Source organism: Pseudomonas tehranensis, from assembly GCF_014268615.1.
Classification (GTDB): Bacteria; Pseudomonadota; Gammaproteobacteria; order Pseudomonadales; family Pseudomonadaceae; genus Aquipseudomonas; species Aquipseudomonas tehranensis.
Genome location: NZ_JABWQV010000043.1, coordinates 1,147 through 17,391 on the forward strand (window position 1 = coordinate 1,147; position 16,245 = coordinate 17,391).

General features: G+C 63.9%; 2 protein-coding genes (1 of these 2 only partly in view). Both read right to left on the reverse strand.

Annotated elements, in window-relative coordinates; genetic code table 11:
- Complete coding sequence (locus HU811_RS10210) at positions 1 to 15,018, reverse strand: non-ribosomal peptide synthase/polyketide synthase (RefSeq protein ID WP_186655643.1); 15,018 nt, start codon at positions 15,016 to 15,018, stop codon at positions 1 to 3.
- Positions 15,018 to 16,245: the end of a non-ribosomal peptide synthase/polyketide synthase gene (locus tag HU811_RS10215; protein ID WP_186655645.1), read on the reverse strand. It continues 11,258 nt past the right edge of the window; the window shows 1,228 of its 12,486 coding nt (coding positions 11,259-12,486); its start codon lies off the right edge, out of view — the gene reads right to left on this strand; the stop codon is at positions 15,018 to 15,020. Before HU811_RS10215 ends, HU811_RS10210 begins: the two co-directional genes overlap by 1 nt.

A 16,245-nucleotide genomic window follows, 5' to 3' on the forward strand; every position in this document is an offset into this window, starting at 1 on the left:
TCAGGACAAGACTTCTGATTCAACGATCTGGGCGAGGATTTCTTCAGCCCCGGCCAGGAAAGTTTCATTCCGTGGAATCTGGAAATGCCCGCAGTCGATCCGTTCGCCCTGCACCGGTTGCTGCAACTGAGCGGCCAGTTCAAGGGCTTCGGTCTCGCGCCCCGGCGTCCACCAGCAAGTTGGCTCCACCTCCACCGGCGAACAACGATCCAATTGCAGCGACAGCTGCTTGAGCCGCCGGGCGACGCTGAAGACATGCGCAAGCTCATCGACACCCAAGGCCATGTAGGTTGAGGCCACGCCCTCATTTACCAGTGCCATGGCCAACAACGCCCGCACGTTCGCCGGTGTCTCCTCTTCCTCGATCGGTAGCGCCAGTCTGGCCTCGGGCACCGTCACCCGGACAAAGTCGCGCAAGTCGCTGCGCCAGTCATCCACGGCATGGCGGTTGACCGCGGCCGAAGGCACGAAGCTGTCCACCAGACCGACAAACTCGACCCGCTGCCCGTCACGCTCCAGTTGCGCCGCCATCAACAGAGCCAAGGTGCCACCCAGGGACCAGCCCAGCAGGTAATACGGCCCCTGGGGTTGATGCTGGCGAATCTGCTTGACGTAGGCGCTGGCCATCGCCGGCAGCGACTCATCCTGCCAGGTCGCATCCAGCAGCATGGTCGACTGCACCGCCAGCACTTGACGCACGCCACTCAGGCGTCGGGCCAAGGGTTCATAGTCAAACACCGTACCGAAACCGGCATGGATGCAGAATAGCGGTGCGGTGCCACGGACTTCGGTATTCATCGACAGCAACCTCGACGGAGCCGATGTCTCGCCCTGCAGGCCGGCCACCAATTGCGCGATGGTCGGTTTCTGCATCAGGTCACGCAGTTTCAGACTCAGGCCCTGGGCCTTGAGCGGTCGGCTGCGCGCCACCACTTGCAGGCTGAGAATCGAGTCACCGCCCAGTTCGAAGAAGTGGTCGGTCACGCCAATGCGCTCGATTTTCAGCACGTCCTGCCAGATCGTCACCAAGGCTTTTTCAAGCTCGCTGCGCGGCGCGATATAGGCCTGGCGAGCTTGGTCGGCGCCTGGGTCCGGCAGAGCCTTGCGGTCGAGTTTGCCGTTGGGGGTCAGCGGCATGCATTCCAGCAACATCAGCTGAGCCGGCACCATATAGTCCGGCAGGTTCGCCTTGAGTTGCCCGCGCAGGCGCTCGCACAAACCCTCCACTGGCGTCGCGTCGCTGGGCAGGACATAGCCGATCAGTTGCTTGCCATTGGCCCCCTCGCGAGCGACCACCGCCGCATCGCGCACCCCCGGCTGCTGCTTGAGACGGGCTTCGATCTCCCCAGGCTCAATGCGGAAACCACGGATTTTCACCTGCTGGTCGATGCGACCCAGATAGTCAATGGTGCCGTCCTCGCGCTGGCGCACCAGATCGCCGGTACGGTACAGGCGGGCACCGTCAGTGCTGAACGGGTCGGCCACGAAGCGCTCCGCCGTGCCCCCTGCCCGGCCCAGGTATCCGCGTGCCAGCGCGCCGCCCAGGTAGAGTTCGCCGGCCACACCGGTCGGCAGGCGATTGAGGTCGCTGTCCAGCACGTAGCCGCTGCGCTGCCCCACCAGGCTACCGATGGGCGCATAGGCCGCACCGCACTCGTCCTGCGCGCCGGCCTTCCAGATCAGCGGCGTGACCACGGTTTCGGTCGGGCCGTAGCCGTTGATGATGTAGCGCGGCTTGAGGGCGCGCTTGGCCAGTTCAAAACTCGCCGCCGGCACCGCATCACCACCAAAGCAGTAGACGCGCACTGGCGGCGGGTTGCCCTGTTGATCGGCGTGTTCGGCCAGTTGTTGCAAGTACACCGGCGGGAACGCCGCCACGGTTACGCCATGTTCATGCAAGGCATTGAACGTCTGCTCGGCGGTCCAGAGGCTGTCATCGCGGATCAGCAAACGGCCGCCGTGGGTCAGCGTGGTCAGCCAGCGCTCATGGGCGCCGTCGAAGGCGAAGGACATGAAGTGCAGTTCGCAATCGGCTTCGCTCATTTCATAGCGCTTGCCGATGGCCTGGCAGTGCATCGCCAACGCCTCATGGGCCACCCCGACCCCCTTGGGCAGGCCGGTGGAACCGGAGGTGTAGATCACGTAGGCGAGGTTTTCCGACTGCACCGACACCTCAGGCGCAGTGACCGGCAAAGCGCAGAGGTCCAGGTGATCCAATGCCAATACATGGAGGTTGTCCTGTGTCGGCAATACGCTGTCGAGGCTGGAATCACTGAGCAACAGGGCGATGCCCGAATCACGCATCAGGTAGCTCAAACGTTCGCGCGGGTAGGTCGCGTCCAGCGGCACATAAGCGCCGCCGGCCTTGAGCACTGCCAGCAAGGCTACAATCATCTGTTCGCTGCGGGGCAACGCAACGCCGACCCGCACGTCCGGTCCGACGCCTTCGGCGATCAACCGGTGGGCCAGGCGATTGGCCCGGGCCTCGACCTGCCCGTAACTCAACTGCAGGCCATCGAAGATGACCGCGGTCTGCTCGCTGCATTGCGCCGCCCATTGGCCGATGCGCTGATGCACCGGCAAGGTCGCCGGCAACTGGTCGGCAGGCACGGGTGTCAACGCCTGGCCGGTGACCAGGCCGATGCCGCCCAAAGGCCGTGCCGCGTCCTCACACAGGGCCGCCAGCAAACCTTCCATGTTGCTGCGAATACCTTCCACCGTGGTTCGGTCGAAATGCTCGCGCAGGAACATGTACTCAATCACCAGCCCCTCTTCCAGGGTAACCATCAGGTCCATCGGGAAGTTGGTCAGACCGGCGCTGCTGCTTTCGCCGAAGCTCAACGAGTCGTCACGCCATTCACGCAGCGCCTGATCGATAGGATGGTTCTCGAACACGATGATGCTGTCGAACAACGATTGCCCGGCCCGGCCGGCCCAGCGCTGGACATCGGTCAACGGCGTGTATTCGCGTTCACGCATGTCCAGGTTGTAATCCTGCAAGTCCCGCAGCCATTGGCCGACCGGCTGCTCGGCGCGCACCTCCTTGATCACCGGCAGCGTGTTGATGAACAGCCCCAGGATCGATTCCGAGGCCGGCAAGCTGGCCGGTCGCCCTGCCACCGTGGCACCAAACGCCACACAGCGCTGGCCGCTGTAGCGACTGAGCAGCACCAGCCACGCGCCTTGCACCACGGTGTTGAGGGTGACCTGCTGGGCCCTGGCGAAAGCCTTGAGCTGTTCGGTCCGGGCTTCGCCCAGGCGACTGTACAGCGCCTCATGCCCGCTGCCCTGCCCTTCTTTCCTAGGCACGGTATCGGCCAGGTAAGTCGGTTCGTCGAGATCGGCCAGGTGCCGACGCCAGAAACTTTCCCCGGCAGCGGCATCCTGCTGGGCAAGCCAGTTGATGTAGTGGCGGTAAGGCACGGCCTCGGACACAGCGCGGCCCGAATAGTGACTCAACACTTCACCGATCAGTTGGGAACTGCTCCAGCCGTCGATCAGGATGTGGTGGTAGGTCCAGATCAATTGATAGCTGTCCTCAGCGATTCGCACCAACACCAGACGCTGCAACGGCGGACAATCCAGGTCGAAACCCTTGGCTCTTTCGCGGTCGGCCAACTGTTGCAGGGCCTGGGCAGAAGTGTCCTGGTCACGCCAGTCCAGCAAGCTGACGGGCGACGCCACATCGGCCAGTACGAACTGCAACGGCTCAGCCATGTCTTGCCAGAGAAAGCCGGTGCGCAGGATGTCATGGCGCTGGCTCACCGCCTCCCAGGCGGCTTTGAAACGCTCAGGGTCCAGGCCCCGGACCGGGATGCTCAACTGGTTGATGTACAGGTCCGCTTCGGGCGAATTCAAGCCCAGGAACAACATCCCCTGCTGCATCGGTGACAGGCGATACAGCCCGTCCAAGCGATTTTGCGGCAGCGGCAGTTCGCGCACCTGTTGATCCGTCAGCCCGTGCAGCGGCATGTCCAGCAGCACGGTGACGGGCGGTATCGAACCTTCAGCCGACAGCACCCGCTCGGCCAGTTGCCGGATGGTGGGCCGCTGGAAAATGTCTTTCGGGCTCAGGTCGATACCCTGTTCACGGGCGCGACTGACCACCTGGATCGAAATGATCGAATCGGCGCCCAAGGCAAAGAAATTGTCCATAGTGCCGATCTGCTCCAGGCCCAGCACGGCCTGCCAGATGTCCACCAGCGTGCGCTCGGTGGCGTTGATCGGCGCGACATGCTGCCCCACCGCCAGGTCCAGCGCCGGAAGACGCTTGCGGTCAAGCTTGCCGTTGGGGCTCAGCGGCATTTGCTCGATCCACACACGGTGGGTCGGCACCATGTAGTCCGGCAGGCTCTCACCCAGCCAGGCGCCAAGTTGCTCGTTCAGCAACGCGTCCGCCGCCGGTTGGGCCGAAGCGACCGGCACCAGATACGCCACCAGTTGCTGACTGCCCGCAACGCTCTGGGCCACGACCACCGCTTCACGCACCGCGTCGTGGGCCATCAGCCGCGCTTCGATTTCTCCCAGCTCGATACGCAGGCCACGCAATTTGACCTGATGGTCGATGCGGCCCACGTACTCGATCACTCCATCGGCGCGATACCGCGCCAGGTCGCCGGTACGATACAGGCGCTGCCCAGCGCCAAACGGGCTGGCCACGAAACGTTCGGCACTCAGGCCCGGACGGCGGTGGTAACCGCGAGCCAGGCCCACGCCGCCCAGGTACAACTCGCCAGCCACACCGACCGGCAGTGGATTCAGGCCACTGTCGAGGATGTAAGTGGACAGGTTGGCAATCGGCTCTCCAATGGGCACGCTGTCGCGGCCTTCCTCCCGGCAGGTCCAGTGGGTGACGTCGATGGCCGCTTCAGTCGGCCCGTACAGGTTGTACAAGCCGGCCCCCGGCAGCTTGGCGAACACCTGCAATTGCGCCTCCACCGGCAGCGCCTCGCCGCTGCAGACAATGCGCGTCAGGCTGGTGCAACGGTGGACTTGGGTGTCCTGCAAAAATGCCTGGAGCATCGAGGGCACGAAGTGCAGCGTGCTGACCTGCTCGCGATTGATCAATTCGATCAGTCGAGCCGGATCCCGATGGTCCCCCGGCGCCGCCACCACCAGGCGCGCGCCAACCATCAGCGGCCAGAAGAACTCCCACACCGACACGTCGAAGCTGAACGGGGTCTTCTGCAAGACCGTGTCCGCTGGCGTCAGGGCATAGGCCTGTTGCATCCACAACAAACGGTTGGTCAAGGCTCGATGGGCGTTGCCGGCGCCCTTGGGCTGGCCGGTGGAGCCGGAGGTGTAGATCACGTAGGCCAGGTTTTCCGGGCTGTAGACAATCTGCGGATCGACCCTTGGGTAGCCGGCAAACGCCTCGCCCGAAGGCTCCAGGCACAGGCTCGGCAGATCCTCTGGCACCGGCAGGTCATCCAGCAAATGGGCCTGGGTCAGCAGCAGGCCAATGCCGCTGTCCTGAATCATGTAGCTGAGGCGCTCGCGGGGGTATTCCGGGTCCAGCGGCACGTAGGCACCGCCGGCTTTGAGAATCGCCAGCAGGCCGACCACCATTTCCAGGCTGCGCTCCACTGCGATGCCCACCAACGTGTCCGCCCCGACCTGCTGTTCGATCAGGGCGTGGGCCAACTGATTGGCCTGGGCGTTGAGCTGGCTGTAGCTCAGTGACTGGTCGCCGAACACCAATGCCATGGCGTGGGGGGTGCGTTGGGCCTGGGCCTCGATCAGGCGGTGTACGCCCTGTTCCAGCGGGAACGGCACGGCAGTAGCGTTCCACTGCTCGATCACGTGGGTTTGCCCGGCATTGAGCAGCGCCAGCTCACCCAGAGTCGTGTCGGCCGACTGCGTCATCTGCCCCAGCAGGTTGCCCAACAGGCTGCTCAATTGCTCGATCACACCCTCGGCAAACGCCTCGCGCTGATAGCTGTATTGCAAGGACAGGGTGTCGCCGGCATTGACCACCACGGTCAGCGGGTAGTTGGTCTGCTCGTGGTTCTGGATATGACTGAAGCGCAGTTGTCCCGGCGCGCCCTGCTCCAGGGCCTGGGACACCGGGTAGTTTTCGAACACCAGAATGTTGTCGAACAACGCTTCGCCGTTCTGGCCGGCCCAGCGCTGGATATCGAACAACGGCGTATGTTCATGCTCACGCAGCGCCAGGTTCTGCGCCTGAACACTTTGCAGCCATTGGCCGACGGTCTGCATGGGCGACGGGCTGGCGATCACCGGCAAGGTGTTGATGAACAGGCCGATCTGTTGCTCGACGCCGGCAAGCTCAGTCGGACGACCGGCCACCGTGGCGCCGAAGGCCACCGTCTGCTGCCCGGTCAGGCGATGCAGCAATAACAGCCATGCGGCCTGGACCAGGGTGTTGAGGGTGACTTTCTGCTGACGGGCGAAGTCGCCCAGCAAGCGAGTCTGTCCGGCCTCGATCAGTTGATAACGCTCGCCATGTCCCGCCCGCGCCTGATCGTCAGCCGACCGCTGAAAAGCGTGGGCCAGACGTGTCGGTTCTTGCAGGTTGGCCAGTTGGCTCGACCACCACGCCTGGCTCACCCCTGGATCCTGGCGCTGCAGCCAGTCGATGTAATCGCGATAGCGTCCGGCCGTGGCCGGCACCGGCTGATCCGCGTAACGCTGCAGCACTTCGCCCAACAGCTGCGAGTTGCTCCAGCCGTCCATCAGGATGTGATGGTTAGTGTAGATCAGGTGGCAACGCAGATCGTCCAGTCGTACCACGGTCATGCGCAGCAGCGGACCGTGGATCAGGTCGAAACCTTTGGCCTGTTCGGCCTGGGCCAGGGTGTCGAGCGCGGCACGGGTGTCGCTGCGCTCACGCCAGTCGAGCACGGTGAACGGCATGTCGAGCTGTTTGTGCACCACTTGCACCGCCCGCTCCAGCCCTTGCCAGACGAAGCCGGTGCGCAGGATGTCGTGACGATCCACGGCGGCCTGCCAGGCTTGCTGGAAGCGTTGCGGCTCCAGGCCTTCGACGTCGAGGCGAACCTGGTTGATGTAGTCGCCGGCCGCCTGTTCATACAGGCTGTGGAAGAGCATGCCTTGTTGCATGGCCGACAGCGGATAAACGTCGACGATCTGCTGCGCGGGCATGGGCAAGGCGTCGAGTTGCGCCTGGGTCAGGCCAGCCAACGGGAAGTCGGATGGCGTCAGACCCTGGTTTTCGGGCTGGACACAATGGCCGATCAGCAGCGCCAGTTCCTCGGCGTATTCGCGAGACAAGCGTTCAATGGTTTCGGGCTTGAAGCGCTCACGGCTGAAACTCCAACCCACGCTCAGCTCACCGCCATACACCTGGCCGTTAAGCGTCAACCAGTTACCCATCGGTGCGTCGGCGCTCTGGTCGAGGCCGGCGTTTTCGTGGGCCGGGACCCATAACGCAGCGTCGTCGCCCTCGAAGCTGCCGTCGAACTGGCCCAGGTAGTTGAAGGTGATTCGCGGTGTCGGCAGGCTGGCGAGGGTTTGCTGCGCCGGTTCATCGCCGAAATAGCGCAAGGCACCAAAACCAATGCCCTTGTTCGGGATCGAGCGCAACTGTTCCTTGATCTGCCTGATCGAATCGCCAACGCCGGCCAGCGGCGTCAGCCGCACCGGGAACAGGCTGGTGAACCAACCCACGGTGCGGGTCAGGTCGATGTCATCGAACAGTTCTTCGCGACCATGGCCTTCAAGCTGGATCAGTACCGAAGATTGACCGGTCCAGCGCCCGATGACCCGCGCCAGGGCGGTCAGCAACAGGTCGTTGACCTGGGTCCGATAGGCGCTTGGGGCCTCTTGCAGCAGCTGCCGGGTCAAGGTCGCGTCGAGGCGGGTCATGAGCGTGGTTTGCAGGTGATTCTGTTGGCCGCCATCGAACCGTTCGCAAGGCAGATCGGTGCTGATGTCGCGCAGACAGTCCTGCCAGTAAGCCAGTTCCTCCTGCAACGCCGGGCGGCGAGCGTAGCGCTGCAAGTGTTCGCTCCAGTCCTTGAACGCGCTGGTCTTGGCCGGCAGTTTCAGCGCCTGACCATTGAGCAACTGTTGATAAGTGCTCTGTAAATCTTCCAGCAAAATACGCCAGGACACACCGTCCACCACCAGGTGATGAATCACCAGCAACAGACGCTGGCTGCCGTCGGCCAGGTTCGCCAGCACCGCCCGCAGCAACGGACCGTTTTGCAGGTCTAGGCTGCGCTGCGCCCGGTTGCCCAAGGCTTCGAGTTCGGCGGTGTCGGTGAGATCGGCCTGCCACAGCCATTGGTGGGGCAACGGCTCCATAGGTCGATACTCGGCCACCCAAGCGGCGTCCTGCGCCGTGAAGCCCAGGCGCAGAGCGTCGTGGTGAGTCATCAGCGCTCGCAACACCTGTTCGAGCTTGTCCGCCTCAAGGGGCACGCGCGGCTTGAGCAGCACCGACTGGTTCCAGTGGTGACGGGCGGGAATATCATCCTCGAAGAAACGCTGCTGGATCGGCAACATCAAGGCCTGACCTTGCACCGGCTGCTGGTCGACCTGGTTCTGGTCGTCCTCGAGTTGCGCCACCCGGGCCAGACGCTGGACGGTCTGGTGCTGGAACAGGTCCTTGGGATTCAGGCGAATACCGGCCTGACGCGCGCGGCTGACCACTTGGATCGAAATGATCGAATCGCCGCCCAATTCGAAGAAGTTGTCGTCCAGCCCGACTTGCGGGCGTTTCAGCACCTCTTGCCAGATGGCCGCCAGCCGCTGTTCCAACTCGCTTTGTGGTGCGTGATAGGTCTGCGGCAAAACACGGGTGTCCGGCGATGGCAAGGCGTTGCGGTTGAGCTTGCCGTTGGCGGTCAGCGGCAGGCGCTCCAACAGCAACAGGTGCGCCGGCAGCATGTGGTCAGGCAGCGTGGCCTTGAGCTGAGCCCGCACGCTGTCGCGCCATGGACTTTGCAGCGCCGGGTCGTCGAGCAGACCGGTGTCCACCGGCACCAGATAAGCCACCAGTTGCGGCCCGCTCAGGCCCGGCACCGCCAGCACCGCGGCTTCACGGATTGATGCCTGCTCCAGCAGCCGGGCTTCGATTTCCCCCAGCTCGATGCGGAACCCGCGAATCTTCACCTGATGGTCGATACGCCCGATGTAATCGATAACGCCATCGGCCCGATAGCGCGCCAGGTCGCCAGTGCGATACAGCCGGCCACCCTCGCCGCCGAACGGGTCCGGGACAAAGCGCAGGCAGGTCAGGTCGGCACGGTTCAGATACCCCCGCGCCAGGCCTGCCCGGCCGATGTACAACTCGCCGATGCAACCGGCGGCGACCGGGTTCAGGTCGCCATCGAGCAAGTACCACGACAAGTCGCTGATGGGTTCGCCAATGGGGCTGCTGACCTCGCGTTGCAGATCGGCCTCGGTCAGCGGACGGTAGGTCACGTGGACCGTGGTCTCGGTGATGCCGTACATGTTGATCAGTTGCGGCGTGCGGTCGCCAAAACGTTCGAACCAGGGCCGCAGGTTCTTGACTTCCAGCGCCTCGCCGCCGAATACCACATGACGCAGCGACAACCGCGGCGCATCCATGGGGGCCGCGCAGGCCACTTGCATCAGCGGCTTGAAAGCCGACGGCGTCTGGTTCAGTACCGTGATTTTTTCGCGGCAAAGCAAAGCGTGAAAATCTTCCGGCGAGCGGCTGATGTCATACGGCACCACCACCAACCGGCCGCCGTGCAGCAGCGCACCGAAAATTTCCCAGACCGAGAAGTCGAACGCGAAGGAATGGAACAGGCTCCAGACATCGTGCGCGCCGAAACCGAATTCGTGCTCGGTGGCCTCGAACAGGCGCAGCACATTGTGATGAGCGAGCAAAGTGCCCTTCGGCTGCCCGGTGGAACCGGAGGTGTAAATCACGTAGGCCAGATTGTCCGGGCTCATGGCCACGTCCGGGTTGGCCGCACTGTAAGCGCTCCGGTCCTCGTCCATCCACAGGCAGCGCACGGTGTTCGGCACTGGCAGGCGATCGCGCAGCGGCGGCTGGGTCACCAGCAATCCGATGCCGCTGTCAGCGATCATGTAGGCCAGGCGCTCTTCGGGATAACTCGGGTCCAGCGGCACGTAGGCACCACCGGCCTTGAGAATCGCCAGCAACCCCACCAGCATCTCCAGGCTGCGCTCCATGCCCAGGCCCACGGGCACGTCCGGCCCCACGCCGGCTTCGATCAATTGATGGGCCAGGCGATTGGCCTGCTCGTTCAGCCGACCGTAGCTCAGGTGTTGGTCCAGATAGCTGACAGCCACGGCGTCCGGCGTCCGCAGCGCCTGAGCCTCGATCCGCTGATGCAGGCACGTTCGGCCAGGGAAATTCGCCAGTCGCCGATTCCAGAGGCGCAGCGTAGCGTCCTCTTCGGTGCGGTCCAGCAACGGCACCTGGCTGAGACGTTGCCCGCAGTCGGCGACCAGCGCCTGGAGCAGGTTCGTCCAGTGCCGCGCCATCCGCTCAAGGGTGGCGGCATCGAACAGGTCGGTGGCATAGGTCAGTTCGGCCCAGACCTGATCCGCCGACTCGAAGGTGTCCAGGGTCAGGTCGAACTTGGCCGTGTCGGTGGCCCAGGTCAGGGCCTGGGCATCGACCTGCGACAACTGCGCCGCGCCCTGACGTGGATGACGGGTCTGGTGGTTATGCATCACTTGGAACAATGGGCTGTGGCTCAGGCTGCGCTCCGGTTGCAGGGCGTCCACCAGTTGTTCGAAGGGTAAATCCTGGTGGGCCTGGGCACCGAGGACGGCATCGCGCACCTGCAACAACAGGCTGCGCAAAGACTGCTGGCTGTCGACCTCGGCCTTGAGCACCTGAGTGTTGACGAAGAAGCCGATCAGCCCTTCGGTCTCGACCCGGTTACGGTTGGCCACCGGTACGCCGACACGGATGTCGGCCTGGCCGCTGTAGCGGTGCAACAAAGCCTGGAACGAGGCGAGCAACACCACGAACAGCGTGACGTTTTCGCGCTGGGCCAGTTGCTTGAGGCCTTCGGCCAGGGACGCACTCACGGGAACTTCAAGACGTGCGCCGCGATAGCTTTGTTCGGCCGGGCGCGCACGGTCGGTGGGCAATTCGAGCAGCGGCAGATTGTCACCCAGTCGGGCGGTCCAGTAGCCCAGTTGTCGATCCCGCTCGCCTGCGTCCATCCATTGCCGCTGCCAGACGGCATAGTCGGCGTATTGCACCGCCAGTGCCGGCCGGGTGCGTGGCTGCCCGGCGCTGAAGCCAGCGTACTCATCCATCAGTTCATCGACCATCAGCTGCATCGACCAGCCATCGGAGACGATGTGATGCTGGGTCAACACCAGCACGTGGTCATCGACGGCCAGGCGGAGCAATCGGACGCGCATCAGCGGGCCCTGTTGCAGGTCGAACAGGCCTCGGGTTTCCTGCGCTACCAACGCCTTGAGGGCGTCCTCGTCGAGGTCCGCCGGCACGGTTTGCACAGCGATCTGCAACGGAGCCGCCGGGTCGATCACCTGCCAGGCCTGCCCGTCCTGCTGAACGATGCGCGTGCGCAGGGATTCGTGACGCGCTACCAGCGCATCGAAACTGCTCTGTAACGCGCCCAGGTCCAGCGCGCCACGCAAGCGCAAAGCCGCCGGAATGTGATAAGCGCTGCTGCTAGGCTCCAGTTGCCAGAGAAACCACTGGCGTTCCTGGGCATAGGACAATGGCATCAACGGCTGGCGCGGCAACGCCACCAGCGGCGGCTCCTGATGGGCCTGCTCGACACCGAGGGCCGCGACGAAATCCTGCAGTACGCTGTGTTCGAACAAGGTACGCAACGGCACCTGGACCTTCAGCGCCTGACGCACCCGGGTAATCACCTGGGTCACCAGCAAGGAATGGCCGCCCAGCTCGAAGAAGTGATCAGTCAGACCCACTCGCTCAAGCTTGAGCACCTCCTGCCAGATCCCAGCCACGCTGTGTTGGGTGGCCGTACGCGGTGCCTCATAGGCGCTTTGCGACTGGCTGGCATCCGGGGCCGGCAACGCCTTGCGATCGACCTTGCCGTTGGGCGTCAGCGGCAGTTGTGCCAGGAACACCAGGTGCGCCGGAACCATGTACTCGGGCAATTGCGCCTTGAGCGCGGCCTTGAGCGAAGCGCGTAACGAAGACTCGTCCGCTACTTCACCGGTCGCGGGCACCACGTAACCCACCAGTTGTGCACCGGTCGGGGCTTCATGGGCCACCACCACGGTTTCCCGCACACTGTCCTGGGCCAACAACGCCGCTTCGATTTCCCCCAGCTCGATGCGCAAGCCGCGGATCTTGACCTGATGGTCGATGCGCCCGAGGTACTCGACCACGCCTTCGGCCCGATAACGGGTCAGGTCGCCGGTGCGGTACAGCCGCTCGCCGCGGGTGGAGAACGGGTCCGGCACAAAACGTTCGGCGGTCAACGCCGGACGTTGAAAGTAGCCGCGGGCCAGCCCGTCACCGCCGATCAGCAACTCACCCGGCGCGCCCGCAGGGTTGAGCGTCAGGTCACTGCCAACGATATACAGCGCAGTGTTGTCCAGCGGCTTGCCCAGGAACGGACGGCTGTTTTCCAGACTCAGCGGATGCACCGCCGACCAGATCGTGGTTTCGGTCGGGCCATAGAGATTCCAGACCTTCGGCGAAAGCGCCAGCAGTCGTTGCGCCAACTCCAGGGGCAACGCCTCGCCGCCACAGAGGAACGTGCGACCGGCCAGCAACGCCGAGTGCTCATGATCGAGCAACATGCGCCAGCTCGAAGGTGTGGCTTGCAGCACGCTCACGTCGTGACGCTCGATCAGCGCCAGCACCGCTTGTGGATCCTGATGCACGTCCTGGCCGGTCAGCACCACGCTGGCGCCGGCCGACAATGGCCCGTAGATTTCCAGGCCAAAAATGTCGAAGGAAAACGTCGTCAGCGACAGCATGCGATCGCTGGCCGTGATGCCGGGCCGGGCGATCATGCTGGTGACGAAATTGCTCAGCGCCCCATGACGCACCATCACGCCCTTGGGTTTGCCGGTGGAGCCGGAGGTGTAGATGACGTAGGCCAGGTGCTCGGCGATCAAGGGCACCGCCGGACAAGTGCGCGATGCATCGAGCCAAGCGGCGTCCGGCTGGTCCAGCAACAGGGTCTGGAGGGTCGCTGGGATCGGCAGTTGAGCTTGCAAAGGGGTCTGAGTCAGCAGCAACTCGATGCCGCTGTCCTGGATCATGTAGGCCAGGCGATCCTCGGGGTACGCCGGGTCCAGCGGCACATAAGCGCCGCCGGCCTTGAGAATCGCCAGCAGGCCGACGATCATCTCGGCGCTGCGCTGCACCGCGATGCCCACCGGCTGATCCGGCGTCACGCCCAGGGCAATCAGGTGGTGGGCGAGCTGGTTGGCGCGTGCGTCCAGTTGCCCGTAGCTCAAGGCCTGTCCATCAATGGTCAGCGCCAGTGCATCAGGCGTGTTGCGCGCCTGTTCGGCGATGCGCTGGTGCACGCACAGGGCGGCGCTGCCATGGTCGACCACGCGGTGCCAGTCTTGCTGCGTGAGGCGCTGCTGGGCGGTGTCGAGCAGCGGCAACTCACCGATGCGCTGCTGCGGCGCATCGACGATGCCTTGCAACAGGTTCTGCCAGTGGCGAGCCAGTCGTTCAATCGTCTGCGGTTCGAACAGGTCGGTGGCGTAAGTCAGCTCCGCCGCGACACCCTGCCCGGTTTCATAAGTGCCCAGGGTCAGATCGAACTGGGCGGTGCGCCCTTCCCACACCAGGTCTTCGACGTTCAAGTGCGGCAGCTGCAGTTGTCGGTTCTGGGTGTCGCTGACGGCCTGGTGGTTGAACATGACCTGGAAGATCGGGCTGTGGCTGAGGCTGCGCTCAGGTTGCAGGGCCTCGATCAACTGCTCGAACGGCAAGTCCTGATGAGCCTGGGCCGCCATGGCCGACTGCTTGACCTGCGCGAGCAAGCGGTCGAACGGCAGTTGTCCATCCACATGGGCGTTGAGCACCTGGGTGTTGACGAAAAAGCCGATCAGGCCCTCGGTCTCGACCCGATTGCGGTTAGCCACCGGCACGCCGACGCGAATCTGCGGCTGGCCGCTGTAGCGATGCAGCAAGGCCTGGAAAGACGCCAGCAAGACCATGAACAGACTGGCGCCTTCGCGCTGGGCTAACTGCTTGAGCGCCGCGCCCAGTTCCGGCGGCAGGTTCAGGTCCAGACGCGCACCGCGAAAGCTCTGCACGGGCGGGCGCGGATGATCGAGGGGCAACTCCAATACCGGTTGTTCGTCGCCCAGGGTCTGCGCCCAGTAGGCCAACTGCCGCTCACGCTCACCGGCCTCGAGCCAGTGACGCTGCCAGATCGCATAGTCGGCGTATTGCACGCTCAGCGCTGGCAACGCCAACGGCTGGCCGGCGGTGTCGGCCGCGTAGTGCCGCACCAGCTCATCCACCAGCACCTGCATCGACCAGCCATCGGCAATGATGTGATGCTGGATCAACGCCAGCACGTGGTCGTCCTCGGCGATTTTCAACAGCGAAACCCGCAGCAACGGCCCCTGGCGCAAATCGAACGGGCGTGTGGTTTGAGCCTCGACGAACGCCTTGATGTCGTCGTCCTGATTGGCCGACGGACCGGCGGTCAAGGCCTGGACCGCGATGCCTAGAGGCATGTGCCGGTGGATGACCTGCACGGTTTGCTCGCCGTTCTCGCTGAAGGTGGTGCGCAAGCTTTCGTGGCGCTCGAGCAGTGCGTTGAAGCTGCGCTCCAGGGCCGGCACGTCCAGTTGCCCCTTGAGGCGCAGGGCACTGGGGATGTGGTAAGCCGAGCTGTGGGGATCCATCTGCCAGAGGAACCATTGACGTTCCTGGGCATAGGAGAGCGGGATGTGTTCGAACCCCAGACGCACCTCGGGAATCGGCAGATTGGCCGGCGAGACGCCCTCTTCGAGCATCTTCTCCAGGTACAGCTTACGTTTGTCCAGCGGCAGAGTGATAAAGCGCTTGGCAATCGTCAAAGCAACACTCTTGTCCATCAGACTTCCTCCATTTCATCAAGCAGGGCTTGCAGCTTGCTGAGTTTCTGTTCATTGATTGGCGCGTCCCCGGTGTCCAGTTGCGCGACAAAATCCCTCAGGACGGGGTGCTGGAAAATCAGTTGTGGGGTCAGGGTCAGGCCCAGTTCGAGCGCCATGCGCGAGACGGCATTGACCGCCAGCAGCGAATGGCCGCCCAACTCGAAAAAGTGATCGTTCAGGCCCACACGCTGCACCGTGAGCACCTGTGCCCAGATCGCCGCGACCTGCTGCTCAAGCTCACTGACAGGCGCGACATAACCGGCCTGCAACAGACCGGTGTCCACAGCCGGCAGGGCCTTGCGGTCGAGCTTGCCGTTGGGGGTCAGCGGCAATTGATCGAGGAACAGCAGATGGGTCGGAATCATGTAGTCGGGCAGGTGTTCCTTGAGGCTTGCCTTGAGTGCATCGCGCAGTGCGCGTTGCTCCTCGGTGACCTCCAGGTTCAGCGACGGCGCGACCACGTAGGCCACCAATTGCTGGCCGCCCGACACGTCCTGGGCCAGCACCGCCACTTCACGCACCTGAGGCTGTTGCAGCAGTCGCGCCTCGATCTCTCCCAGCTCGATACGGAAGCCGCGGATCTTCACCTGATGGTCGATGCGGCCCTGATACTCGAGCACGCCATCGGTGCGATAACGGCTCAAGTCACCCGTGCGGTATAGACGTTCGCCGGTGGTGGAAAACGGGTTGGGCACATACTTCTCGGCCGTCATCGCCGCCCGCCCGAGGTAGCCACGGGTGATGCCCGCGCCGCTCAGGTACAGCTCGGCCGACACACCTTGGGGGACGGGTTGCAGGTCGGCGCCCAGCAGGTAGCTGGCGGTGTGCTTGAGCGGCCGGCCGATGTTCGCCGTGCCGCCAGCGGTGCGGCGGGTCCAGGTGGAATAGGTGGTGTCTTCCGAGGGGCCGTAAAGGTCGTAGACGTACTCAATCCCTGCCAACTGTGGGAGCAGGCCTGTGGGAGCAAAGCTTGCTCGCGATAGCGGTGAGTCAGTCACGCACAAGTCAGCCGAGAGGACGCCATCGCGAGCAAGCTTTGCTCCCACAGGCGTTACTCCTACAGGCTGGGGAGGATGCTGATACAACTCATCCACCAGGCTCTGCTTCAGCGGCTCACCGGCCAGGTTGATGATGCGCACGCTGGCCGGAATCTCGCCGCTGCGCTGCAACGCGGCGACGGCCGAC

What these genes read in the sequence shown, in the direction of transcription:
- HU811_RS10210 (WP_186655643.1), bottom strand. Translation starts at nt 15,018, where the DNA reads ATGGACAAGAGTGTTGCTTTGACGATTGCCAAGCGCTTTATCACTCTG.